Below are 25,469 nucleotides of genomic sequence, written 5' to 3'. Positions count from 1 at the left end.
CGTTAAAATTACGGCAATTTAACCAATCCAAACCCTAAAAACAAACTCAAAAACCAAGCCCAAAACAAAAATCCCCAAGCCAAGTGTTTAGGGATTTTCATGTAACGACTGTAAATTTGACCACTCGCACCAAAAGCACTATATCAAAAAACTTAACAATCAAAGCCTTCTCACACGCTTCATAAGTATCTTTACTGATGGTAATTCTCTGACCATCTTTCGTAAATTGTACACGGTATTTATTACCATGCTTAATAATCTTAGGTAATTTCATGTGCATTTCTTGGTGTAAATTTGGTGTAAATTTGGTATAAAACCAGCTTATCCACAAGAAAATTACCCTTATCTTAAAAATCATTACACAAACAAAAAAACCCCAAAGCTAATAGCCTTGGGGCTTATAGAATAATGTGAATTATTCTTCGTCTGCGTCAGCAACTTGACCGTCTTCTGACAGAATGCTTACTAGGATTTCAGCAGAGATGTCGTGATGAAGTTGGATAGTTACTTTGTATTCGCCTACTTGACGGAATGGACCTTCAGGCAGTTTCACTTCTTGGCGATCTACTTCTAGACCAGAAGCAGTCAAAGCGTCTGCGATGTCGCGAGTACCGATAGAGCCGAATAGCTTGCCTTCATCACCAGCTTTCGCACGCATGATTACGTTTACGTCTGCCAATGCGTCAGCGCGTTTTTGTGCAGCTTCTAGCTCTTTAGCTTCTAGGGCTTCAAGCTCAGCACGGCGCGCTTCAAACTTAGCGATGTTCGCTTCAGTTGCAGGTAGTGCTTTGCCTTGTGGGATTAGGTAGTTACGACCGTAGCCAGCTTTTACTTCAACGGTTTCGCCCAACTTGCCAAGATTAACGACACGCTGTAATAGAATAACTTGCATGATTTTTCTCCGTTAATTACTTGTGGTTGTCGGTGTATGGCAACAATGCCAAGTAGCGAGCTTGCTTGATAGCAACAGCTAGCTGACGTTGGTATTTGTTTGAAGTGCCAGTGATACGGCTAGGAACGATTTTGCCATTTTCGCTGATGTATTGTTTTAGCAATTCTACATCTTTGTAATCAATGTGCGTGATGCCTTCAGCGGTGAAACGGCAGAACTTACGACGACGATAAAAACGTGCCATGATATATCTCCTTAAAATTATTCGCTGTCAGCAGCTTCGCTCTCACCTTGCTCGGTGCGAACGTCATTGCGGCGGTTGGCTTTGCGAGTGCGCTTGTCTTCAGCTTCTTTAGCCAAAGGTGATTGCTCAGTGATAGCGCTTTCACGGCGGATAACAAGGCTACGGATAATCGCATCGTTGTATTTGAACAACTCTTCTAGCTGAGCTAGCGTAGTGTCGTTACATTCGATGTTCAAAAGCACATAGTGCGCTTTGTGGATTTTGTTGATTGGGTAAGCCAATTGACGGCGACCCCAGTCTTCCAAACGATGGTTTGCGCCACCGTTTTCTTCCACGATAGAACGGTATTTAGTTACCATGTCGGCAACTTGGTTGCTTTGATCTGGGTGAACCAGAAGCACCACTTCATAATGTCTCATAAGGACTCCCTACGGATTAAAACAGCCATCATGATGCCATGACAGCAAGGAGATTGAAAAGCGACAAGACAAGCTCATCATTTAACAAAGCGCACATTATACACACATCAAAAGCAAAAAACAAGGATTTTGTTTGTTGGTTTGTGTATAAATTGTTGTGCGTAAATCGTACAAAACTTGGCAAACATCTTAAAACGCTTGCCAAGCTGTCAATCGTGAATTTTCATGAACTTATCATGAATGTAAGTTTATCATGAATGTAAGTTTATCATGAATATCAATTTGTCATGGATTTGGCTGGCTTTGCTGTTCTTCATTCAGACGCTTTAACTCTTGAATGCGCGCAGTTTCAGCAGTTTTGGCAAAACTTGCTTCCATCACGCTGCGCAGCATTTGCCAAATCGCACCCAAAAATAGCAAGGCAGCAAACACCGCCAAAATTGGTAAAAATGCCGACACCGCTTGGGCGAAATCTTTTAGCATTAAGGCATGAAACACCCCAACAATCGCAGGTGCAATCTCGCCTGAATCGCCCGCTGCCGAACCCGGCGCTAGCAAAAATGCCGCCACCATCGCCCAGCTCATGCCCTTAAATGGGCGCGGCAAAATCCACATGACAAAAAGCCACAGCACCAGCACCAACGCCACGCCAGTAGCATAGACAATCAGCGGCAACTGCGTGTCTGGCACGTCTTTTACCAGCTCTGCCCACCACATGAAAAAGCCCGCCAAACGGTCGCTGATGTCATCAAGCGGTAGGTTTTTGAATAAATTTTTTAACCAGTCCATAAAATGCCAATTCTAATAAAGTCGGCTTATTTTAGCACAACTTAGCAAAGATTGCTGTAAATTTATCAAACGCACATAAACACGCCAATCCGCCCCATCGTTCAAACAACAAATCAAGCGGCAACCATCAGCTGGTAAGCGCATCAATCGTACTTTTTATCCTGCAAAGCCTTTGCCTTGGCAAGTGCTTGAGCTGCCAAAATATCCGCTGGCGGCGCTTGCACATAGTAGCCTTGTGTGGCAAGTTTAGCCTTGACTTCTTCAATGTCAGCGCGCGCAAGTTTTTCTTTGCTTGCTAAATCCAAGTGCATGACAAACTGCCCCAAGCCAAGTTTGGCACGGATTTCGCTGGGCAAAACCGCAAACCAATCTTTGAGTTCATCGGTGTCATTTGGGTAATCTGGACGTGCGATGTACACATACCAATCTTCATTTTTGGGAAATTTATAAATGTCGCAGTGCATGGTTTTTTACCTAAAATTTACTTTTTAACCTTAAAAACGCTTTTATGCTGGTGATGTTGATTGATGTTTATCAAGCACTTATTTTAACTTGTATCAATTTTGATTTCATAAAATTCATCAAAATTTTGTTAAATTTATCAAGGTGATTTGCTGATGAATTGCCAATAAACCAACAGCCACTCATCACACACCTTTTGCTCAAATCAATCCAAAAATCATCGCCAACGCTAAAAATCGCAATTTTGTAAAAATTTTGCTTGTAAATTGTAGCATTTTTTTTCATAATAGTATCGTTTTTCAGGAGAGAATTGTTCTTAGGCTTATCAAATTTTGCACAAATCGTTTGGCAAACGAATAGCCCAGCAATCACCGAAGGCGCAATGTACCCCTTATAATCGCTCAGGTAAACGGACTGAAAAACTTAATTTGCCGCACTTGGCAAATTAACCACTCTGGAGAGCGTGCAGCTGGCAAATTTTTCCACCGATTTGGCAGGCGCACCACCGAAGGGAAAAAGACAAGCGGTAGGTTTGGCGACTTGTGCCGCTTGACGAAAATCTCAGGTAACAGGACAGATGGGGTGTTTTTCATTGACTTGTCATCATGAGCGATTAGGATATCGCTGATGACTGGATATTTTTGGGCATTTTTCGCCACTTGCGCGCGCCCCATTATAAGGAAAACACGCCATGACCCCACAACGCACCCCTTTATATGACGCACATCTACACTTTAACGGCAAGCTGATTGATTTTGGCGGCTGGGAGCTGCCGGTCAATTACGGTTCGCAAATTGCCGAACACGAAGCCGTGCGCACTGACGCTGGCATGTTTGACGTATCGCACATGCTGGTTACAGACGTAACAGGCGATAACGCCAAAGCCTTTTTCCAAAAACTGCTTGCCAATGACGTTGCCAAACTTGGCTTTGTGGGCAAGGCACTGTATTCAGCCATGCTCAATGACAATGGCGGCGTGATTGACGATTTGATTGTGTATCGCATGAACGAAGCCGAAACCGCCTATCGCATCGTGTCAAATGGCGCAACTCGTGAAAAAGACTCTGCTCAATTTGCCAAAGTTGGCGCAGAATTTGGCGTAACGCTCACCCCACGCTTTGATGTGGCGATGATTGCCGTGCAGGGTCCAAAAGCCATTGAAAAGCTGCTTTCTATCAAGCCTGACTGGGCAGAAAAAGTAAACGCCCTAAAACCATTTGTGGGCGTGGATTTGGGCGATGATTGGTTTGTGGCACGCACAGGCTACACAGGCGAAGATGGCGTGGAAGTGATTTTGCCAGCCACTGCCGCAGACGAATTTTTCGAAGCCTTGGCAGCGGCAGGCGTTGCGCCGTGTGGCTTGGGCGCACGTGATACCTTGCGCATGGAAGCTGGCATGAACCTATACGGCAACGATATGAACGATGACGTCAGCCCACTAGAAGCTGGCATGGCGTGGACGGTAGATTTGAAAAACGAAAGCCGTGATTTCATCGGCAAAACCGCCCTACTTGCCCTAAAAAATGCTGGCGTGAAAGTCAAGCAAGTAGGCTTACTACAAACTGGCAAAGGTGGTGTGCTGCGTGATGGCATGGAAGTGGTAACAGACGCAGGCAATGGCGTAACCACCAGTGGCGTATTTAGCCCAAGTCTAAAACAATCCATCGCCATCGCTCGTGTGCCAGCTGACTTTACAGGCGACACCGCCAAAGTCATCATGCGCGGCAAAGAAGTGGACGTGCGTGTGCTAAAATTGCCGTTTGTAAGAAATGGTGAGAAGCAGTTTGACTAAGCCAATCTTGCTGTAATTTTGGCAAATTTGCATAAAACGCTCAGCTTACGGGTTGGGCTGGCAAGGCAAAACTCAGTATTTTAAAGTGAATTTTTAAAGTTATTGGGTTTTGCTTTGCTTGACCTAGTAAGATTGGGTGCGGCAATGACAAAAAATAAAAGCAACAATGCTATCAGTATCGCCTTTGCTTATGCCATGGCATATACGATTATGGCATTAATGTGCGACAATCCTGTGGTAAAAGATAAATTTTTCACGCCGTTTATATTTTTAGTGTGTGGCGTGTGGTTGTTTGAATATCTTTGCCAAAAAACACAGGTCAATCCGCAAAAAGCAGATACCATACTAAGCATGGCTTATATTTTATCGGTGATTGCAGGCGGCATTGTTGGGATTTGGTTTTAGTTTTAAGAAGGTGTAAAATGAAAAAACTAGCGATTGGTTTATTATTGAGCGCACTATCATTGCCAGCTTTTGCGAATACCAATCCTGATTGGACGCCATTTTTTAAAAGCTGGGAAAATGGATGTGATTTCACCCCAAGCAATGAAAATCTCTTCAGGAGCCTAACTCCAGATTACGATCATTGGGACAACGCTTACCAGAAGCAAAACAAAAACGTATACAAGCCCCAAAAACTGATTTTGCCAGCCAAATATCGCGCAGCTGTAACAAAAAACATCTCCATTGTCAGCAATGGAAAAGAGTTTGGTCAAACCTGGGACGATAATTTATTCCAAAGCAAAATTAAAGTCAAAGGCACATATTATGGACTGCCTATGGATGAAATCGGCTTTCTTGGGTTAATGGGATCAGGTGTTCAGATACATTACTTTACTGTAAATGCCTCGCATTCTAAAGCACAAGCGGTGTTGCGCAAAAAAGCCCACATTAAAAAAGGTTATAGTGAATCTGGCGATAATCCATACCCAGAAATGGAAGTTTTTGCACACCCAACAAATAGCAGTAAAACAATAATCATGTGCGATTTGTCAAATTAACGCCAATCACCAAATTATCGGTTGGGTTAGCAAGGAAAAAATCAACATTTTAAAACAAACAACTCTTAAATTACGTTAAGTTTATACCACAAACCCAACTCACAAGCTTTACACAATTAAATTTTAACCTTAACCACTCAAAGGAGAAAACCCCATGAGCAATATCCCAAGCGATCTAAAATACGTCGCCAGCCACGAATGGCTAAAACTTGAAGATGACGGCATCATCACCGTTGGTATCACTGACCACGCCCAAGACCTACTTGGCGATGTGGTGTTCGTTGACTTGCCAGAAGTGGGCGCGGAAGTAAGCGCTGATGACGAAATCGCTGTCGTTGAGAGCGTAAAAGCAGCGTCTGACGTGTACGCACCGATTAGCGGTGAAATCGTAGAAATCAACGAAGAGCTGGTAGACAGCCCAGAGCTTGCCAACGAAGACCCATACGGCAAAGCATGGTTCTTTAAAATCAAGCCAAGCAACCCTGCCGATTATGATGGTTTGATGACGGCTGATGAGTACGAAAGCAGTCTATAATTTAAAGCCTGCCAAGTCAGCGATGACAAAACTGCAAACTGACAAGAGTCGGTTTGCAGTCAAGTTTTTTCGCCCAATGTTGCGCGCGATCACCAAAATAACCGCAAAAACCGCACCATTTGGCGAGCAAATTTTGTGTTTTATGTCAAACTTAGATAAGGAATGGTTATGACAACTTTCAACACCCTATTCAACCAAAACGCCTTTGTTGAGCGTCATTTGGGCAAAAGCGGACAAGACGGACAAGATAAACTCTTGGCGAAAGTCGGCTTTAATGACTTGGACAGCTTTGTGGACGCAGTTGTGCCAAAAGCCGTGCGCCTAAATAAAGCGCTGGATTTGCCAAACGCCACCACCGAGCATGAAGCGCTTGCCAAACTGCGTACCATGGCGGATAACATCACCGTGTCAAAAAGCTACATCGGTCAAGGCTACGCCCCCGCTCGCCTACCTGCAGTTATCCAGCGCAACGTACTAGAAAATCCGGGCTGGTACACCGCTTACACCCCTTATCAAGCCGAAATCGCCCAAGGTCGCCTAGAAGCTTTGCTAAACTTCCAACAAGTGTGCATTGACTTGACAGGCATGGACTTGGCAGGCGCAAGTTTGCTGGACGAAGCCACCGCTGCCGCTGAAGCAATGGCAATGGCAAAGCGTGTGAGCAAGTCTAAATCAAACGTCTTTTTTGTGGACGAGCGCACTTATCCGCAAACGCTTGACGTAATTCGTACGCGCGCCAAATATTTTGAATTTGACGTAGTGGTGGGCGATTTTGCCACGGCTGAAAGCGGCGAATATTTCGGTGCGTATTTTCAATATGTGGGCAAAGAAGGCGATGTGGTGGATTTGACCGACATCATCGCCAAAGTCAAGGCAAAAGGCGCGTACGCCATCGTGGCTGCGGACATCATGAGCCTTGTACTGCTAAAATCACCACGCGAAATGGGTGCAGACATCGCCCTTGGTAGCACGCAGCGTTTCGGCATTCCAATGGGCTTTGGTGGCCCGCACGCCGCTTACTTCGCCTTTGCTGACAAAGACAAACGCTCTGCCCCCGGCCGTATCATTGGCGTATCAAAAGACGCACAAGGCAACACCGCCCTACGCATGGCACTACAAACACGCGAGCAGCACATTCGCCGTGAAAAAGCCAACTCAAACATCTGCACATCACAAGTTTTGCTTGCCAACCTAGCAGGCATGTACGCAGTGTACCACGGTGCCGAAGGTCTAAAACGCATCGCCACTCGCATTCACGCATTGGCGGTCGCCTTTGCTAAAGCGGTAAAAGGCGCTGGCTTCACCGTCAAGCACGACCTATTTTTTGACACCGTGTATGTAGAATGTGGCGACAAAGCAAAAGCCGACAGCATCTATAACACCGCCAAAGACAGCGGCTACACCCTGTGGCGTGCCAGCGAAACCGCCCTATCTGTGGCGTTTAACGAGCTGACCGAGCAAGCCGACTTTGCCAAACTGTGCGAATTTTTCGGTGCAGCAGGTGCGCTTGACACCGCTGAAAACGTGCTTGGCGATCTAAATCGCACAGACGCCATCTTGACACACCCAACTTTCAGCAGCTACCATACCGAGCATCAAATGCTGCGCTACCTAAAATCGCTGGAAGACAAAGACTTGGCGATGAACCGCAGCATGATTTCGCTGGGTTCTTGTACCATGAAGCTAAACGCCACGAGCGAAATGCTGCCGATTACTTGGAATGAGTTTGCCAACGTTCACCCATTTGCGCCAAGCGATGAAGTGAAAGGCTACATTGAAATGATTGACAGCCTGCAAACTCAGCTGAAAGCCATCACAGGCTTTGATGAAATCAGTATGCAGCCAAACTCTGGTGCATCTGGTGAATACGCAGGTCTTTTGGCGATTCGCCGTTATCATGAAAGCCTAGGTCAAACCAACCGCAATGTCTGCCTGATCCCACGCTCAGCGCACGGCACCAACCCTGCTACCGCACAGATGATGGGCATGAAAGTGGTGGTGGTTGCCACCGATGACAACGGCAACGTGGATTTGGACGATTTGGCGAAAAAATGCGAAGAACATTCGGCAAATCTGGGCGCGCTGATGATTACTTATCCATCAACGCACGGCGTGTTTGAAGAAGGCATTCGTGATATTTGTGATTTGATTCACAAACACGGCGGTCAAGTGTACATGGACGGTGCGAACATGAACGCTCAAGTGGGCTTAATGCAGCCTGCAGACGTGGGCGCAGACGTGCTACACATGAACCTGCACAAAACTTTCTGTATCCCACATGGCGGCGGCGGCCCGGGCATGGGTCCGATTGGTCTAAAATCGCACCTTGCGCCATTCATCGCAAGCCACAGCGTAACAGGTGTGTTTAATGCCAAAGACGGTCAAACTGCAGTTTCAGCAGCGGCTTATGGCTCAGCCAGCATTTTGCCAATCTCATGGATGTACATCACCATGATGGGCGGTGATGGTCTGGTGTCAGCCACCAAGCGTGCGCTACTAAATGCCAACTACATCGCCAAATCACTGTCTGACGACTACCCAGTGCTGTACACAGGCAAAAACGGCTATGTGGCGCACGAGTGCATCATTGACATTCGCCCGCTAAAAGAAGAAACTGGCATCACCGAGACCGACATCGCCAAGCGCCTGATGGACTACGGCTTCCACGCACCAACGATGAGCTTCCCTGTTGCTGGTACGCTGATGATTGAGCCGACTGAATCTGAGAGCATTGATGAGCTTGACCGTTTTATCGCTGCTTTAAAACAAATCAAGCAAGAAGCTCTGGACGTTAAAGCTGGCAAATATCCAAGCGACAACAACCCACTGGTGAACGCACCACACACCGCAAGCGTGGTAACTGCCGATGAGTGGGCGCGTCCTTATAGCCGTGATTATGCCGCATTCCCGCTGGATTATGTGCGTGCGCATAAATTCTGGCCAAGCGTGGGACGTGTAGACGATGTCTACGGCGATAAGAATTTGATTTGCTCTTGCCCAAGCATTGAGAATTATGAAGAGTAATTTATAAATTCTTAAAGCCAACTAAAAAACCCAGTCTTTCAAAGGCTGGGTTTTTTATGGGTTTGTAAAAATTGAGTTAGGTGGTGAGATGTAGGTTGGGTTGAGTGAAACGAAAACCCAACAAATTCAATGAGTTATCCCTAAAAACGTTTGTGGCGGACACGCCAAACCGTAAATTAAAAAACCGTTCGTGGTGAGCTTGTCGAACCATGGGCGGTTTTTTAGCTTAAAATGTGGGTTGAACTAAACGGAGTAAAAACCCAACAAATTTAAGAAGCTGTCTTTAAATTTGTTGGGTTACGCTTACGCTAACCCAGCCTACAGCTTTTACCCTTTGGCAAACTAAAAATGAACAGAAAATACATGGGATATTAAAAAACCATTCATGGTGAGTGCATCAAACCATAAATGAAAAAACCGTTCGTGGTGAGCTTGTCGAACCATGGGCGGTTTTTTAGCTTAAAATGCAGGTTGAACTAAACGGAATAAAAATCCAACGTTTAGAATAAAATTTACCGCACAGAATGTTGGGTTATGCTTATGCTAACAACCTGCAGTCCTTGCTGCTTGCTTTAAAAATTCATTCAATACACAAATTCGTCAAATCACCATTTTTTCTGAGATTTGCGACTCAGGAAAAATCCGTTGCCTTTTTTATTTTTGCACGTTAAGCCTGTTTTTTGACTGGTGCAAGACCATACTCCACCACGCACGGTTTGACCATAACCCAAGGTGGCACGATTTTCACTAAATGCATAGTTGGTTACCACATTCGCATACGAGCGGCGCGCATTAACGCCATAGTTAAAATATCCTGTGGTCACAGAAGCAATTTGACACAAAATAAAACTTTCTTCGCCATACTCATCGCCAACGCAATAAATATTTCCGCTTGGCGTTTGAAAGTTAAACGCTGCTTCCGAATCAGCACCGAAACCAGCAAAGGCCGTAGAACTGAGCAATAATCCACAAGCCGCCAATACTTTTTTCATAACAACTCCTTAATAAAAACAACAAATCACATCAGCTAGTATAGCTCACCCCCCCCCCCGCAAAATCAAGCGAAATTTGGCATTTTGCGCTTTAATTTTTACAAACCAACAAAAACCACCGCCTAATAAAAGCAGTGGTTTTGGTGTTTAGCTCAGATAAAAATCACTTCGGTAATTTCGGTGGCTTATCAGGCTTAGGCAAATGATTGGTTGCGCCTGCATAATCTTCGCTTTTTTGCTCAGATTTGCCGTCCGTCTGCTCGGCAAGCTCGGCTGGCACATCGGCAGCCTTCTCCGCTTCTTTTTCCTTTTCCTTATCTTTTTTCTTGCCCAGAATGCCCAAACGGCGCACCACATAATTATCCGACAGCACGCGCGTTTGCGGCTCTTTTTCGTCTGGCGTGTCTTCGTAAATCACACGCCCTTCGCTGTCAATCTGCGAGTATTTCACCGATTCATTGCGCGGCAAAATAAAGTCAAACGGACGCACCAAAAAGTGCGCAAATACCAAGCCGTTGAGTTTTTTCCACTCAAAAAATTCCACTTCTTTAGAGCGCAGCGCCACAAATAACGCCAGCGAAAAACTCACCATCAAGTTCACCATGCCAATAAGCAGCACACCGATGAACGAAATGAGCGCCAATTGCCACGTCAAATCAGCAGGTGATAAGTAAAACAACCCATGCACAAAGTTTGCGGACGCAAAGGCGATGTGACGAATATCGAGCGGCAAGCCAAGCATATAGCCGATGGTGGCGGTGCTACCCAAAAAGCAACCAAAGATAAAATTACCCATGATGGCGCCAAGGTTCGCTTCCACAAAATCGCCCAGCTTGGTTTGCCAAGTGCTTGGCATCAAATACGACAACAATCGATGACGGCGCAAACGCTCACCGATTTTATTGTACGCCGCCAAGTTGTCATAATAGCCGCTGATGAGTCCCGATAAGAACAAATACACGCCTGCGATCGCTGCGTGCGGTAAAGACAGCGACTCAAACGGATTTAGGTCGTGCAATAAATGCGCCGCCTTTTTGCCGTCAATCATCGGCACGCCATAATAATGCAGCCAGCCATAAGCAATGGCAAACGCCAACGGCATAGCGATGGAAATGTTACCCAAAATCGCCACAAATTGCGTGCGCAAAATATCCACGATCAGCTCGGATAACTTGGTGAGTTGCTGCGTTTTACGGCTGCCAGAACCCTTGCCTTCTGAGATGGTGGAGGCGATTGCCGCTGCCGTCATCGCAGGCTGCTTGGTTGCCACTGTGCCGTGCGCAATGTGAATCACCACAAAGCCCAAGCCATAAATCATGCTGTTCATAAAGGCATTGCCGATCGGTGCCAGCACCAAGCGTGAGCCAAGAATCTTAATCGTCGCCATAAATGCGATAAAAAAGCCACCAATCGCCGCTTTTTTATACATTTTGCGGTAGCCTGCTTTGTCGGTGCTGATGTAATGCTCGCCCACACGGCTGGCGTTCTCGGTAACTTTACGCGACAAAAGTTTGGTGTTGTTTTCAATCAAACGCCCAAAACTATAACGTGTCTTGGCGGTATAAGCCACCTGCCCCATCAGCTCCACCACCGCAGTATCACGGCGTTTTTGCGAATCCGTCACCAGCTCAATCAAAAGCTCCAAGCGGTGCAAACTTTGCTCAAGGCGCACCAAAATATTGGTAACACGAATGGAAATGCCCGTTTTATAAATGCGCTTTCTGACATTGGTAACGATGTTTTCGCACTGCTCAAGCATCACCAAAAGCGGCGCAGGACTGACGTCTTCTTCAGGCTTAACGTCTGTCAAAGAATCCAGCTCGTGCGCTTTACGGTATTGATTGACAAACAGCACAGCTTCTTGGTTTTGTGCCACAAACGCCGCTGAATGATTAAGCATTTGTGGATAAGCGTCCATCAAATCAGGGTGCAGCCCCATGCCGCTGATACGATAAGACAAAATCACGATGGCGTTTAGAATGCTGTTTTTGGCGGTCGCCACCAAGCCCAAATCCTTGGCGTCCACACGCAAAAGCTCCACCAAGCTGTCCCAGCGCTCTTCTTTAATGCTGCGCAGCCAGCGCAAATCATTGCGATGATCAAACAAATAATCGGCAAGCTCCACCACCGAATTTTCATCAGGCAGCAGCGGCAAAAACCGATGACCAATTAAACGATTCATGCTGTGCGAAAAGCTGTGATCAGACGCAATGCCTGTGTCGGTGTACAGGCGCATTTGGTTGTACTGATTGGTCAGCCGCAGCACAAACGCCGCAAGCCCTGCGCCATACTCAGGGTTTTCACGCAGCACTTCAATCAGCTCGTCAATCTTGGCGTTGGCAGCTTCTTCATCGCCATCCGCCACACGCAATGCGCCCACCAAGCGCTTAAGCGAGCTTGGCTCTGGCAAATCACTGAGCATGGCGATGTGCTGTAAAATGTGCTGCAAATCCGTCAGCTCACCTTTCATGCTGCGCTCCGTTGGTTGTCGTCTTAATCATAACTGTTTGTTTTTATAGATTTTATTTTGAAAAACTTGTCTTGGATTTTGTAAAATTGTATAGAAAATCCAGCGTCAAACGCACCATTTTAGCACAAAACCCTGCAAAAAGCAGGGTTTAATAAGAAATCAGACAATAAACCACAGTGAAAACATTCCTTGACAAGCTGTATTGGCAAATCCCTTATCTGTCCAGAATTCAAATCATGCAGCCAATTTTTAAGTCTGAAAAGGCAAACAAAAACACGCCCATCAAGAGCGTGCTTTGTTTTGGTGTTTTTGATAAATGCGGTTTTAGCAAGTACGGTTTTTACGCGCACCTTACGCTTACAAGTCAAAACACCATCAAACCAACAAAACTACTGGAAAAAGCCTGCGTCAAATTGCATGATGGACTTTGAGCCTGCTTGCGCCATGTCGGCATGGGCGTACAGCTGCGGCAGGTTGCGCTCGCTAAAATACTGCGCCAGTTTGAGCTTATCAGCATAAAACTCGCCTGTCTTATCCGTCGCTGCTGCCACAATCAGCACATACATATAGGCATAGCACAAATAACCCACCGCGCCCAGATAATCCACCGCACAAGCATTGATGGCGCTTGGGTCGCTCTTAGCACTTGCCAGCAAATGCTCGGTCAAATCCTGCACTCGCTTGGCAGCATTTAAAGTCGCTTCTTTAATGCTATGCTCGCTTTGTAATGCCGCTGCTGCCGTGCGTACTTCGTCAATGAAAGCAAACATCGCTGCGCCATTATCCTTGACGGTCTTACGTCCCAACAAATCCAGCGCCTGAATGCTGTTCGTGCCTTCATAAATCTGCGAAATACGCACATCACGCACGATTTGCTCCATGCCCCATTCTTTGATGTAGCCATGTCCGCCAAACACCTGCTGGCAATCCACCGCCGCCGCAAAAGCTCGGTCGGTCAAAAACGCCTTAGCGATTGGGGTTAATAGCGCAACTTTCGCATGGGCAGCCGCCTTGGCCTCTGGATTTTCGCCAAATTTGGCTTCGTCCAACTGGCGTGCCACATACATCGCAAAGGTACGCGCCGCCACACTGTTTGCCTTGGCGTTTAGCAGCATTCGGCGCACATCGCCATGATGGATAATGCTGTCCGCCACTTTATCGGCATTTTTTACGCCTGTATCCGCACGCCCTTGCAAGCGATCTTGGGCATAAGCGCAAGCATTTTGATAAGCCAGTACGCTCGCGCCAAGACCCTGCAGCCCCATGGTTACGCGCTCATAATTCATCATCACAAACATCGCCGCAAGCCCAGTGTTCGGCTCACCCACCAGATAGCCCGTTGCGCCATCAAAATTCATCACGCACGTTGCCGATGCCTTGATGCCCATTTTATGCTCAATAGAGCCTGCCTGCACCGCATTGCGCTCGCCCATCAAACCATCAGCATTCACCAAAAATTTTGGCACGATGAACAGCGAAATCCCCTTAGAACCTGCTGGTGCATCGGGTAATTTGGCAAGCACCAAATGCACGATATTTTGCGCCAAATCATGCTCACCGCCTGTGATAAAAATTTTCGTACCTGTGATGGCGTAGCTGCCGTCCGCATTTGGTACGGCTTTGGTCTTAATGATTCCCAAATCCGTGCCAGCGTGCGCTTCGGTTAGGCACATCGTCCCTGCCCATTCGCCAGAGTACAGCTTCGGCAAATACAGCGCCTTTTGCTCATCGCTGGCTGCCGCCATCAGGCACAGACTTGCGCCCACGGTCAGATTTGGGTACAGCGCAAAAGCTTGGTTGGTGGCAAACAGCATTTCTTCGGTCAGCATGGTAACCATCTTTGGCATGGCTTGACCGCCATATTGCTCATCGCCACCAAGCCCAATCCAGCCTGCTTCGGCATAAGCAGCAAAGGCCTCCTTGTAGCCTTTTGGCGTTTTTACCACGCCATCGCCCAAATATTGTGCGCTTTCGTCATCGCCAGATTGGTTAAGCGGCAGCAGCACTTCGCTGCTAAACCGTGCCATTTCGTCCAAAATCATGTCCACCGTTTCTTCATCAACGTGAGCAAGTTTTGGCGTACTTTGCCAAAATTTTGGCGCGTCAAATACGTCTTTGAGCGTAAAACGCATTTCATCTAATGGCGCATGATACTGCAAAGTCATAATTACTTCCTTTTAAAATCAATGATTGAAATACTTTGGCTTTTTTCTGGCTAAAATCTAAAAATTGTTGGTAAATTCGTACTTTATAAGATTTTAGCCAGTTTATCAATATTTGATTTAAACATTCAATTCAAATACTTAATTCAAATTTTCACACCCAAACCATCAAAACGCAAACTGCTCAATATCCATCGCCATCAAGCTGCTCTCACCGCTATTGATGCGCGCCACATGAACGGCTGTGCGCGGCATGAGCTTAGCAAAATAAAACTCTGCCGTTTTCACTTTTGCGTCATAAAAGCCGTATTCAGAATGCAGCGATGTATCCGCTGACAAATCATCGTCCAGCTGGGCAAGTTTCGCCTTGGCAAGCACCGCCGCACGCGCCCACAGATAACCAAGCGTTACATAACCGCTAAAGTACAGATAATCCACCGCTGCCGCACCGATGGCTTCAGGGTTTTGCGTGCCTTGCAGCGCAATGCGACTGGTCAAATCGCCCCACTGCTTGTTTAGCTTAGCAAGCGTGCGAATCATTTGCCCCACGTCATCGTTTTCGGCATTTTCTACGCAGAATTTATGGATAATTTTGGTGAAATTCGCCAGCAAGCGCCCTTGCGAACCCAGCACCTTGCGCGCCAGCAAATCCAGCGACTGAATCTCAGTCGTGCCTTCGTACAAGCAAGCAATGCGTGTATCACGCACGTTTTGCTCCATACCCCATTCGCTGATAAAGCCGTGTCCGCCATAGACTTGCACGCCTAGATTTGCCGCTTCATAGCCTGTTTCAGTCAAAAATGCCTTGGCGATTGGGGTGAGTAGCGACAGCATTTCATCGGCGTATTTGACGTCTTTGGCGCTGACATCGCCGCTCTCACCTTGCGCCACCACATCGGCAAATTGCGACAAATAGCACACCAGCGCACGTCCGCCTTCACTAAACGCCTTTTGGGTCATCAGCATATTGCGCACGGCTGGGTGATGAATGATGCGGTCAGCTGGCTTATCGGCATCTTTTGCACCAGACAGCGAACGCATGGCGGTGCGGTCTTTGGCATAGGTAAGCGAACCTTGAAAAGCAAATTCTGCCGCCGCCAAACCTTGAATTGCCGTGCCAATGCGTGCCACGTTCATAAAGGTGAACATACAATTTAGGCCACGGTTTTTTGGCCCGATCAGATAGCCTGTCGCACCATCAAAATTCATCACGCACGTTGCCGATGCCTTGATGCCCATTTTATGCTCAATCGAACCACAAGTAACGCCATTTCTTGCGCCCAATGAACCGTCCGCATTGACGATAAATTTTGGCACGATGAACAGCGAAATGCCTTTCGTGCCCGCAGGTGCGTCTGGCAAGCGTGCCAGCACGATGTGAATGATGTTTTCGGTCAAATCGTGCTCGCCTGCCGAGATAAAGATTTTTTGCCCTGTGATGGCGTAGCTGCCGTCTGCGTTTGGCACGGCACGTGTCTTAATCAATCCCAAATCCGAACCTGCGTGCGCTTCGGTCAGGCACATCGTCCCAGACCAGCGCCCCGTGTTCATATTTTCAAGATAAGTCGCTTTTTGCTCGTCCGTGCCGTGATGCTCGATGGTGGCAATCGCCCCGTGCGACAGCCCCGGATACATAGAAAACGACCAGTTTGCCGTACCCATGATTTCGTTAATCGCACTACCGATGGACGTTGGCAAACCCATGCCACCAAAGGCAGGGTCAGCAGCAATGGCAGGAAAACCCAGCTCGCAATACTGCTCATACGCCTGCTTAAAACCTGTAGGCGTATAAACTTCACCATTCTCAAAACGACAGCCTTCCATGTCGCCAGTACGATTTAGCGGTGCAATGACGCTTTGCGCAAAATCCGCCGCCGCTTCAAGATAGCTGTTAATCGTGTCGGTGTCCAGCTCTTGATGGTCGCTTAGGCGTGCATAATGCGCCTTAGAATCCAAAAGCTCATGCATGGCAAAACGAATATCACGAAGTGGTGCGGTATATTGCATAAATTTTCCTTAATCTGTCTATGATGAATAAAATGAACTGCCGATGGGTCAAGGCAAATTGATAAATCCAGCGTTTAGCCAAGCCAAATCCCAGCTAAACTCAAGACAGCTCACCAAGCCCATCAATACTTGCCAATGTAAGATAAAGCCTGCCAAGGCGCAAGATGCACAGCAGACTGGATAGTCATTTTTTGGCATTGCAATCTTATTTTGCTTGGCATAAAGGCATAAATTCTAAATTTTCAGGCGTATTTGCCACACTCACCACTTAATTAGCCCCACAAAAACATAAAAACCACCTGTTATAAACAGATGGTTTTTATGCGGATAATTTTTGCGCAGATGATTCTTGCAAATACCGCCAAATTTACCAGCCCATTTGCGAGCAAGCGTAATTTAGGCGTGCTTCGTCCAAAGAGCGCGGCACAACGTTTTGCATTTTGATTTCATGATCTGCCACATTGACAATATTTCTTACCACACCTGAATTGGACAACTCAATAAAGTGTTTAACGCCAGCTGTTCGTGCATCGCAATCGTAGACATAAGTCAGACTTGCCGAATCGCCTGCCGACATCGTTTCTATATTCTTTGTGTATTCAATGACGCTCAATGCTTCTACACGCTTATCTTGCTGATCTTCTGAAAGTTTGGCAATAAATTGTGGCGACATATGCACATTAACCACTTCATTTCCAGTAACTTGAATCCACTGGGCATGACTTGCGGCATTAGCAACATCAACATTGGTTGTTAGGTCAGTTGTTTGAACGGGCTCAGACACTTCGGCTGTGGCATTCGCCGCAGTCGCGCTCACCGCCAGCACGCACGCTGCGCACAGCAATTTTTTAAACATTGTATTCTCCAATGAAAATCAATAAAATCTGCGCCATTACATCATAAAAGCGCCAAGCGTGCAAGCAAAGCCCAATGAAAGCTACATAAATACAACACGCCTTTTACAACGCCTTACTCCAAGTTTGGATTCAGCCACTTTTGTGCCGTTGCCAAATCCCAGCCTTTACGTTTGGCGTAATCTTCCACTTGCTCGCTGCTGATTTTGCCCACGTTAAAATAGGTGCTCTCAGGGTGGCTATAATAAAAGCCCGACACGGACGACGGCGGATACATGGCGTAGCTTTCGGTCAGATAAGTGCCGATGGCCTTTGTCGTGTCCAGCCAATCAAAGAGCTTGCCTTTTTCGGTATGCTCAGGGCAGGCAGGATAGCCGGGCGCAGGACGAATGCCAACGTATTTTTCACGAATCAGCTCGTCATTGCTAAGATTTTCGTCCGCTTGATAACCCCAGTAGTTTTTACGCACCAATTCATGCAAATGCTCGGCAAAACTCTCGGCAAAACGGTCGCACACCGCTTGCACCATGATGGCGTTATAATCATCGCCTTTTGCCTTATAAGCGTCCGCCAACTCTTCTGCACCCCAAATAGATACGGTAAATCCGCCCAAATAATCATCACCATTTGGCGAAATAAAATCCGCCAACGAATAATTTGGCTTGCCGCTGGCTTTATCCGACTGCTGGCGTAAATGCTCAAAATGATGCGTAACATCACCCTTGTCGTCATACACCACCACCGTGTCAGGGGCGATGCGTTTGGCTTTTTCCAGACGAATCACCGCCTTGGCAGTTACCAGCTTTTCTTTGATGAGTTTATCAATCATGGCGTTGGCATTGGCGAACAAATCTTTGGCTTCTTCGCCCACAATTTCATCATCAAAAATCTTCGGATATTTACCCACCAAGCCCCACGAAATAAAAAACGGCGTCCAGTCAATGTACGGCAAAAGATTTTCCAGTGGATAATCGTCCAGCACCACTTGCCCCATGGTATTTGGCGCAGGCGGTGTGTAATTTTCCCAATCCGCCTTAAAACCAAGCTCTACACTCTCAGCATAGCTGAGCTTGGCGGCTTTAGGCTTGCGGCTTGCCAAACGCTCACGCACTTGGCTGTATTCCGCACGAATTTCATCAATGTACTCGCCACGTTTTTCTTGAGACAATAAAGTCGTTACCACGCCCACCGCACGAGACGCATCAGGCACATAAACCACGATGTCATTTTGATAATTTGGCTCAATTTTCACTGCTGTGTGCGCCTTTGACGTGGTCGCACCGCCGATAAGCAGCGGCAAATTAAAGCCCTGCTCTTGCATTTGCTTGGCAACGTACACCATCTCATCAAGGCTTGGCGTAATCAGCCCTGACAAGCCAATCACATCCACGTTTTCATCTTTGGCAACTTGTAAAATCTTCTCGCACGGCACCATCACCCCAAGGTCAATCACTTCATAGCCATTACAGCCAAGCACCACGCCCACGATGTTTTTGCCAATGTCATGCACATCGCCTTTGACCGTTGCCATCAGCACTTTACCCTTAGACTCGCCAGCGACTTTCTCGGCTTCAATGTACGGATTAAGCCACGCCACCGCCTGCTTCATCACACGGGCAGATTTTACCACCTGCGGCAAAAACATCTTGCCATCGCCAAACAAATCGCCCACCACGTTCATGCCGTCCATCAAAGGCCCTTCAATCACATCAAGCGGGCGTGGGTATTTTTGGCGTGCTTCTTCGGTGTCTTCATCAATAAAAGTGGTGATGCCCTTGACCAGTGCGTATTCAATACGTTTTTCAACCGACTCTTCTCGCCACGCCAAATCCGCCTTATCGTCTTTGGCTTTGGCGCCTTGCTGATAATTTTGCGCCACTTCCATCAAATGCTCGGTGGCGTCATTGCCGCTTTCGCCTTGATTACGGTTTAAAATCACATCTTTAATGGCATTTCTGGCGTTGATTTCAATGTCGTCATACAGCTCAAGCATGGCAGGATTGACGATACCCATCGTCATGCCGTTTTTGATGGCGTGATACAAAAACACCGCATGAATCGCTTCACGAATCGGATTGCCACGGAAAGAAAACGACACGTTTGACACACCGCCTGACACCATGGCGTTTGGTAGGTTATCCGTAATCCATTTGGTTGCGTTGATAAAATCCACGCCGTAGTTATTATGCTCTTCAATGCCTGTGGCAACGGCAAAAATATTTGGGTCAAAAATGATGTCTTCAGACGGAAAACCCACGTCATTGACCAGCACGTCATAAGAACGCTTACAAATCTCAATCTTGCGTGCTTCGGTGTCCGCCTGCCCCACTTCATCAAACGCCATGACGATAATTGCCGCACCATAACGCTGGCACAGTCGTGCTTTTTCTACAAATTCATCATAGCCTTCTTTTAAAGAAATCGAATTGACAACAGGCTTGCCCTGCGTGCGTTTTAGACCTTCTTCTAAGATGTCCCATTTGGACGAGTCAATCATAATAGGCACACGGCTGATGTCAGGCTCGGACGCCACCAAATTCATAAAATGAATCATCGCCTGCTTAGAATCAAGCATGCCTTCGTCCATGTTAATATCGACAATCTGCGCACCGCCTTCCACTTGGTCGCGCGCCACATCTAGGGCTTCTGCGTATTTTTCTTCTTTAATCAGACGTAAAAACTTGCGAGAACCTGTAACGTTGGTGCGCTCGCCCACATTGACGAACAAGCTATCACGCGTGATGTTAAAGGCTTCAAGCCCAGACAAACGGCAAGCAGGCGCAATGGTAGGCAGCTTGCGTGGCGGATATTTTGCCACCACATTGGCAATCGCCTTGATGTGCGCAGGCGTTGTACCACAGCAGCCGCCCACGATGTTAAGCAGCCCATCTTTGGCAAAGCCGTCCAGCATACCAGCGGTTTCATCGGCGGTTTCATCATATTCGCCAAATTCGTTGGGCAAGCCGGCATTGGGGTGCGCAGACACATACATACTTGCCACGTCTGACAAAGTTTTGATGTGCGGTTTTAGGGCGTCCGCACCCAAAGCGCAGTTTAGACCGATGGAAATTGGCTTGGCGTGGCGCACTGAATTATAAAAGGCTTCGGCAGTTTGCCCTGACAGCGTGCGTCCTGATGCGTCAGTAATCGTACCACTAATCATAATCGGCAACTCAAAACCGATGTCGGCAAACACCCCAAGCACCGCAAAAATCGCCGCTTTGGCGTTGAGCGTGTCAAAAATCGTCTCAATCAGAATAATATCCGCACCGCCTTCAATGAGCGCAAAAGTCGCTTCACGGTAATTATCGGCAAGCTCATCAAAGGTAACGTTGCGATACGCTGGGTCATTGACATCAGGCGAAATGGAGCAAGTGCGAGACGTTGGGCCCAGCACCCCTGCCACAAAACGAGGCTTGTCTGGCGTTTTGGCGTTATACTCATCACACGCAATGCGAGCAAGGCGCGCCGCTTCACGGTTAATCTCCACCACCAAAGACTGCATGGCGTAGTCAGCTTGGGAAATCTGCGTGCCGTTAAAGCTGTTGGTCTCAATGATGTCCGCACCAGCTTCTAAGTACGAGCGGTGAATGTCGGTGATGATGTCAGGCTGGGTCAGCACTAGTAGGTCGTTATTGCCCTTAATTTCACGATGAAAATCGGCAAAACGCTCACCGCGATAATCCGCTTCGGCAAGTTTATAATTTTGAATTTCTGTCCCCATCGCCCCATCAAGAATCAAAATGCGCTTATCAAGTTCGGCAGTGATTCTTGCTTTGGCGGTTTTTTGCGCTTCAGCAAATGGCAAAACGCTTGGTGCAGTGAGTGCAAAATTGGCAGGGTCGTGCGGTGCGTGGGTGGTTTGGGTGTTGTCCAGTTTCATAGCGTGCTTTTTAATTAAGATAGAAATAAATGCCCTTATTTTAGCACAGATTTGGGCTAAATTTTTGTTCTAAATTCGGATTGTCTTAAATTGGCATGGCTTTAAATTGAAATTGCCGTCAATTCAATTTTCAAGGCGCTAAATCTGTAAATTTGACAAAGCACAACCAATAATCAGCACAATCGCAGAACACACTCATCACAACACCGCAATTATCACAGCCATAATTATCTATCACAAAGCCCTGATTATCACAAAACTTTAATCCGTGCTACAATACTCAAAAATACTCAAATTTACACCAAGCCAGTCTTATGACCCATTTTGCCAAGCCGCAGCCCACCCCTGCCGTCATCAGCCATGCCGTGATAAAAAGCACGCCGCAGGATTTTTTAGTTACCGAAAACTTTGAATTCACGCCCACCAATCAAGGCGAACATTTATGGCTCTACGTCCAAAAAACAGGACTCAACACCCAATACGTCGCCAAATTGCTTGCCGCATGGGCGAATATCCCTGTTCGTGATGTGGGATTTAGCGGCTTAAAAGACCGCCACGCCATCACTCGCCAATGGTTCAGCTTGCGCATTCCCACAGGCGCGCTTCCTGAGTGTAATTTTGTAGATTTTCTAAATAATAAAAATTCAGAAAATCCAGACAGCGGCACGACAAATCGCCTAAATGATGGTGAATCGCTGCAAGTTCTGCGGCAGTGTTGGCACAATAAAAAACTTGGGCGCGGCTCACACAGAAGCAACCGCTTTGGCATTACTCTGCGCTGCATTCAGCACAATTACAGCAATGACGCAAGCGCAAAATCTATCATTGATGGCAGACTGCACAGGCTTAAAAACACAGGCGTACCGAATTATTTTGGCGAGCAGCGCTTTGGCAATGATGGCGCAAACATCGCCAAAGCCGAGCAATTTTTCGCCAAACTCATCGCCATAGACAAGCCTTACAAACCGCACAAAAAAGACCGTGAACGCCATGCGCTGTACATTTCTGCAGCAAGAAGTGCACTATTTAACGCCATGCTTGGTGAGCGTGTACGCCTTGGTGTGTGGGATAAAGCCATGGCTGGCGATGTATTCAATCTAAACGGTACAGGCTCACTGTTCACCGACCCGAGCGCAGACCTTGCCGAACTAAACGCACGCATAGAAAGTAACGACATTCACCCTACTGCTGTCCTTTTTGGCACAGGTGAAAGCCTTGCCAGCCAAGACTGCGCCCAGCTTGAAAATAGCATCATCAGCCAAGAATGCTTCGCCACACTCACCAAAGGATTGCTAAAAGTTGGTGTGAAAAGCGCACGTCGCCCCACACGGCTTTTATTGCAAGATTTGACGTGGCAATGGCAAGACGACAGCACGCTATTTATGGAATTTACCCTACCAAAGGGCAGCTTTGCGACTGTGGTGATAGATGCGATTTGTGAAAATGCAGCGGTGGGAAATGATGGATAATTATTAAGATTACCTTAATAAAAACAAGGAATTATTGCAAGTATTTTAAACAAACCGACCAGACGAATTGTTTTTTAAAATTATAGTTATTACATCATCAAAGTCAAAATAGCTGGCGCAAAGACACACTTATTTTGCGGATTTTAGCATCATGGGTAAGCCCGCCACACAAAAGACGACTTCATCGGCGATTTGCGCAAGTTTTTGGTGCAAAAACCCACTTTCATCAACAAACCTGCGACTCAGCTCGCCCATCGGCACCACGCCAAGCCCAGTCTCATTACTCACCAAAATCAGCTCGCCTTGGTAGGTTGCCAGCACGTCCAAAAAGGCTTGGCTTTCACTTTCAAACACATCATCGCCTGCCAAAAGCAGATTTGACAGCCATAAAGTCAAGCAATCCACCAGCAGTACCGAGTCGTCATCGCCCCACTTTGTCAGCGTTTCGGCAAGTTTGATGGGCGTTTCTAGCGTTTGCCAGTGCTTTGGGCGGCTATTTTGATGATGGCTAATGCGTACGTGCATTTCATCGTCAAAGGCTTGAGCGGTGGCGATATAGATGACTTTTTTGTTACTGGCTTTTGCCAAGGTTTCGGCGTGGCGTGATTTGCCAGAGCGTGCGCCGCCCAAAATCAGATGTATCATGAAAGCTCCAGCGTAAAATGCGGGGTGAGTACGCCTTGTAAATCACACGGATCATAGCTGCCAAAAATCAGCGCACGCACGCTAAAAGTCGCCTGCGGTGTGAGCGTACGGCAAATGTCGCTTAGCACATCATCAAGCAAAAACCGCCCACGATACAGCCCCAGCGTGATGTGCGGTACATACTCACTGGGCGAGATTTCTGCGTGCGTGGCAGCAAGTGTGCGGCGAATGACATCAAAGCTATGATGATAACTCAAGCGCAAATGCAGGCTGTTCATAAAAGCACCCACGCCCACGCTTGGCACATCAAAAGACGCTAAATTTTGCGCGTGTAATGCAGCAAGCTGCCGTGTGATGAGCGTATCATCCACTTCATCAAAACTCTGCGCATTTGGCACATAAAAACCATTAACAAACAGCGTGATGTGAAATTGGCGACGGTAATCGTGGTGCAACCATTTATCAAACTGCGCCTGCATTTTTTGACAATGCTGCACGCCTGCGTCATCGATGAGTGCATACCACACCCCAAAGCGTGTGCGTGATTTATGCCAAGCGGTAAAATCATCAGGCTTAAAATCCGCTGCGCTTGCCGTCAGACGTGCATCTTTTAAGCTAAAATCTTGCTTGGAATTTGGCATGGTGCTTGGGTGAATTTTTACGATTTGATGGCAAGACTAACTAAAGCATTGGCAAATCAAACCATTATCCGCCAATACGCTCATTTGGGGTGAGCGGCGCTTCTAAATTTAAGTGCATTTTTATGCCTTTTGGACTGGTGATGGCACGCGCTAAATTTTCCACCAAACTGTTGGCAAACGAGCCTGTGTATACTTTTGCGCCTTGATGGGTAAGATTTGAGCATACGTCCAGCGCAATCTCACCGCCCAGCTGCTGCCACAGATAGCAAAAATGATAATCTTCTGACAAATAGCGCTTACTTTCTGGGTGTACCATGCAGTCAAAAAAGCGGTAATGAAAGCCTTGGTCTTTACTGTAATCATCATCAGGACGATACGCCAGCTCAGGATAAGCCTTCATCATCTTTTCAAACACCGCACGCTTAATCACCATAAAACCAGTCGGCGCTTGGTCAATGGATAAGAACCCATCTTTATCCACATTGATGTGAATTTCAGGATCAGGGCGGTCATAATTGACCGTGTAATGTGCGTACTGCGTGTTAAATTGCTCTTGGGTCATGCCTTTTGGCAAGCCATCTTTTGGCCAGTCTTCCTTTTTTAGCGGATACACGCCTGCCGCCACATCACGGTCGGCAAGCAATAAGCGGAAAAACGCATCGTGCGAAAAACCGATATCTGAATCAATAAAACACAAATGCGTCCACTCAGGATTTGCCATAAATTCCGCCACGCAGTTATTGCGCGCACGGGTGATGAGACTCTCACCACGCTGTAGTGCCACTTGTATATTCATGCCCATGGAGGTCGCTTTATGCACAAGGTTCAATAAAGATAAGGTGTAATTATAAAAATATTTACCATCATGACTGGGAGTCATGATGACAGGATACATATTCAGCAGTTCTGATTTATCTAGCATAACGCACCACTTTTGGTATGAATTAAGGTTGAAAAATAAAGGGGCTGTACTAGATTAGCCCTAAATTTCACACCATTTTCTTAAAGTTTTTAGCTTTTGTGATGGTGTGCCGTAATTAAATCTAAATTCGCATTCTTTGATAAAAAGATGGAAGTTTTTCTTGTCAATGCCATTATATTTTCTAAGAATGCGTTTAGATTGGTTCCAGAAGTTTTCAATACCGTTGATGTGGTTTTTAACATCATTTTTGTGAACAAATTCTTTTG

The 25,469-nt window shown here is 46.8% G+C and carries 23 protein-coding genes, 1 pseudogene and 2 riboswitches; of the genes and pseudogenes, 6 read left to right on the top strand and 18 right to left on the bottom strand.

Annotated features, from left to right (window positions below; genetic code table 11):
• Positions 1-97: 97 nt before the first annotated feature.
• The 7 genes from B0181_RS12085 to B0181_RS05655 all read right to left on the bottom strand — a co-directional run bounded on the left by B0181_RS12085 (position 98) and on the right by B0181_RS05655 (position 3,091).
• Positions 98-274, bottom strand: coding sequence for a hypothetical protein (locus B0181_RS12085; protein WP_158078938.1), 177 nt, complete (start codon positions 272-274; stop codon positions 98-100).
• Between the two features lie 141 nt (positions 275-415).
• A complete protein-coding gene (gene rplI / locus B0181_RS05685) occupies positions 416-892 on the bottom strand; it encodes a 50S ribosomal protein L9 (protein WP_078276547.1) in 477 nt (158 codons plus the stop codon).
• Between the two features lie 16 nt (positions 893-908).
• Entirely contained in the window at positions 909-1,136 is a 228-nt protein-coding gene (gene rpsR, locus B0181_RS05680) for a 30S ribosomal protein S18 (RefSeq protein WP_049235696.1), read from the bottom strand.
• Between the two features lie 17 nt (positions 1,137-1,153).
• Positions 1,154-1,555 carry a 30S ribosomal protein S6 gene (gene rpsF / locus B0181_RS05675; RefSeq protein ID WP_078276546.1) on the bottom strand — a complete coding sequence of 134 codons (402 nt, stop codon included), beginning with the start codon at positions 1,553-1,555 and terminating at the stop codon, positions 1,154-1,156.
• A gap of 285 nt (positions 1,556-1,840) precedes the next feature.
• Positions 1,841-2,344 (bottom strand): hypothetical protein, encoded by a 504-nt coding sequence (locus B0181_RS05665; RefSeq protein ID WP_078276544.1) that lies wholly within the window; start codon positions 2,342-2,344, stop codon positions 1,841-1,843.
• Positions 2,345-2,487: 143 nt separating this feature from the next.
• A complete protein-coding gene (locus tag B0181_RS05660; protein ID WP_078276543.1) occupies positions 2,488-2,808 on the bottom strand; it encodes a YcgL domain-containing protein in 321 nt (106 codons plus the stop codon).
• A 70-nt stretch (positions 2,809-2,878) separates the two neighbouring features.
• Positions 2,879-3,091: a hypothetical protein gene (locus B0181_RS05655; protein WP_078276542.1), complete on the bottom strand. Its 213-nt coding sequence runs from the start codon at positions 3,089-3,091 to the stop codon at positions 2,879-2,881.
• Between the two features lie 5 nt (positions 3,092-3,096).
• A riboswitch (glycine riboswitch) is annotated at positions 3,097-3,233 on the top strand.
• Positions 3,234-3,250: 17 nt separating this feature from the next.
• A riboswitch (glycine riboswitch) is annotated at positions 3,251-3,393 on the top strand.
• 104 nt (positions 3,394-3,497) lie between these two features.
• Here B0181_RS05655 and gcvT point away from each other — a divergent pair.
• The 5 genes from gcvT (at position 3,498) to gcvP (ending at position 9,158) form a co-directional block, all read left to right on the top strand.
• Positions 3,498-4,598, top strand: a complete 1,101-nt coding sequence (gcvT, locus tag B0181_RS05650) for a glycine cleavage system aminomethyltransferase GcvT (protein WP_078276541.1) — start codon at positions 3,498-3,500, stop codon at positions 4,596-4,598.
• A 144-nt stretch (positions 4,599-4,742) separates the two neighbouring features.
• The gene (locus B0181_RS05645) at positions 4,743-5,003 is read left to right on the top strand and encodes a hypothetical protein (protein ID WP_143821577.1); all 261 of its coding nucleotides are present in this window, start codon (positions 4,743-4,745) and stop codon (positions 5,001-5,003) included.
• Positions 5,004-5,020: 17 nt separating this feature from the next.
• Positions 5,021-5,599 (top strand): hypothetical protein, encoded by a 579-nt coding sequence (locus B0181_RS05640; protein WP_078276539.1) that lies wholly within the window; start codon positions 5,021-5,023, stop codon positions 5,597-5,599.
• A 154-nt stretch (positions 5,600-5,753) separates the two neighbouring features.
• Entirely contained in the window at positions 5,754-6,134 is a 381-nt protein-coding gene (gene gcvH / locus B0181_RS05635) for a glycine cleavage system protein GcvH (protein ID WP_078276538.1), read from the top strand.
• 168 nt (positions 6,135-6,302) lie between these two features.
• Complete coding sequence (gcvP, locus tag B0181_RS05625) at positions 6,303-9,158, top strand: aminomethyl-transferring glycine dehydrogenase (RefSeq protein ID WP_371829195.1); 2,856 nt, start codon at positions 6,303-6,305, stop codon at positions 9,156-9,158.
• A gap of 605 nt (positions 9,159-9,763) precedes the next feature.
• Here the strand turns inward: gcvP and B0181_RS05620 are convergent.
• The 7 genes from B0181_RS05620 to metH form a co-directional block, all read right to left on the bottom strand.
• On the bottom strand, positions 9,764-10,150 hold the full coding sequence (locus tag B0181_RS05620; RefSeq protein WP_078276535.1) for a DUF6636 domain-containing protein: 387 nt from the start codon (positions 10,148-10,150) through the stop codon (positions 9,764-9,766).
• Between the two features lie 163 nt (positions 10,151-10,313).
• Positions 10,314-12,620 carry a site-specific recombinase gene (locus B0181_RS05615; protein ID WP_078276534.1) on the bottom strand — a complete coding sequence of 769 codons (2,307 nt, stop codon included), beginning with the start codon at positions 12,618-12,620 and terminating at the stop codon, positions 10,314-10,316.
• A 389-nt stretch (positions 12,621-13,009) separates the two neighbouring features.
• On the bottom strand, positions 13,010-14,785 hold the full coding sequence (locus B0181_RS05605; RefSeq protein WP_078276532.1) for an acyl-CoA dehydrogenase C-terminal domain-containing protein: 1,776 nt from the start codon (positions 14,783-14,785) through the stop codon (positions 13,010-13,012).
• A 165-nt stretch (positions 14,786-14,950) separates the two neighbouring features.
• The gene (locus tag B0181_RS05600) at positions 14,951-16,789 is read right to left on the bottom strand and encodes an acyl-CoA dehydrogenase C-terminal domain-containing protein (RefSeq protein WP_078276531.1); all 1,839 of its coding nucleotides are present in this window, start codon (positions 16,787-16,789) and stop codon (positions 14,951-14,953) included.
• A 48-nt stretch (positions 16,790-16,837) separates the two neighbouring features.
• Complete coding sequence (locus B0181_RS12080; RefSeq protein ID WP_158078937.1) at positions 16,838-16,987, bottom strand: hypothetical protein; 150 nt, start codon at positions 16,985-16,987, stop codon at positions 16,838-16,840.
• A 169-nt stretch (positions 16,988-17,156) separates the two neighbouring features.
• Positions 17,157-17,645, bottom strand: a complete 489-nt coding sequence (locus tag B0181_RS05595) for a hypothetical protein (RefSeq protein ID WP_078276530.1) — start codon at positions 17,643-17,645, stop codon at positions 17,157-17,159.
• A gap of 113 nt (positions 17,646-17,758) precedes the next feature.
• Positions 17,759-21,526, bottom strand: coding sequence for a methionine synthase (metH, locus tag B0181_RS05590; RefSeq protein ID WP_078276529.1), 3,768 nt, complete (start codon positions 21,524-21,526; stop codon positions 17,759-17,761).
• Between the two features lie 314 nt (positions 21,527-21,840).
• Between metH and truD the strand changes: the two genes are divergently transcribed.
• Positions 21,841-22,995: a tRNA pseudouridine(13) synthase TruD gene (gene truD / locus B0181_RS05585; protein WP_078276528.1), complete on the top strand. Its 1,155-nt coding sequence runs from the start codon at positions 21,841-21,843 to the stop codon at positions 22,993-22,995.
• Positions 22,996-23,124: 129 nt separating this feature from the next.
• Here truD and cobU read toward each other — a convergent pair whose 3' ends face one another.
• The 4 genes and pseudogenes from cobU to B0181_RS05565 form a co-directional block, all read right to left on the bottom strand.
• The gene (gene cobU / locus B0181_RS05580) at positions 23,125-23,640 is read right to left on the bottom strand and encodes a bifunctional adenosylcobinamide kinase/adenosylcobinamide-phosphate guanylyltransferase (protein ID WP_078276527.1); all 516 of its coding nucleotides are present in this window, start codon (positions 23,638-23,640) and stop codon (positions 23,125-23,127) included.
• The gene (locus tag B0181_RS05575; protein ID WP_078276526.1) at positions 23,637-24,281 is read right to left on the bottom strand and encodes a 2'-5' RNA ligase family protein; all 645 of its coding nucleotides are present in this window, start codon (positions 24,279-24,281) and stop codon (positions 23,637-23,639) included. Before B0181_RS05575 ends, cobU begins: the two co-directional genes overlap by 4 nt.
• Positions 24,282-24,345: 64 nt before the next feature.
• Positions 24,346-25,203 (bottom strand): hypothetical protein, encoded by an 858-nt coding sequence (locus B0181_RS05570; protein ID WP_078276525.1) that lies wholly within the window; start codon positions 25,201-25,203, stop codon positions 24,346-24,348.
• 60 nt (positions 25,204-25,263) lie between these two features.
• A pseudogene (locus B0181_RS05565) lies at positions 25,264-25,469 on the bottom strand (IS1595 family transposase); the annotation flags it as partial.

It is taken from the genome of Moraxella caviae, from assembly GCF_002014985.1.
In the GTDB taxonomy this organism is placed as follows: domain Bacteria; phylum Pseudomonadota; class Gammaproteobacteria; order Pseudomonadales; family Moraxellaceae; genus Moraxella; species Moraxella caviae.
The sequence above is the reverse complement of the archived record's forward strand: the minus strand, read 5'-3'. Positions and strand labels throughout refer to the sequence as shown.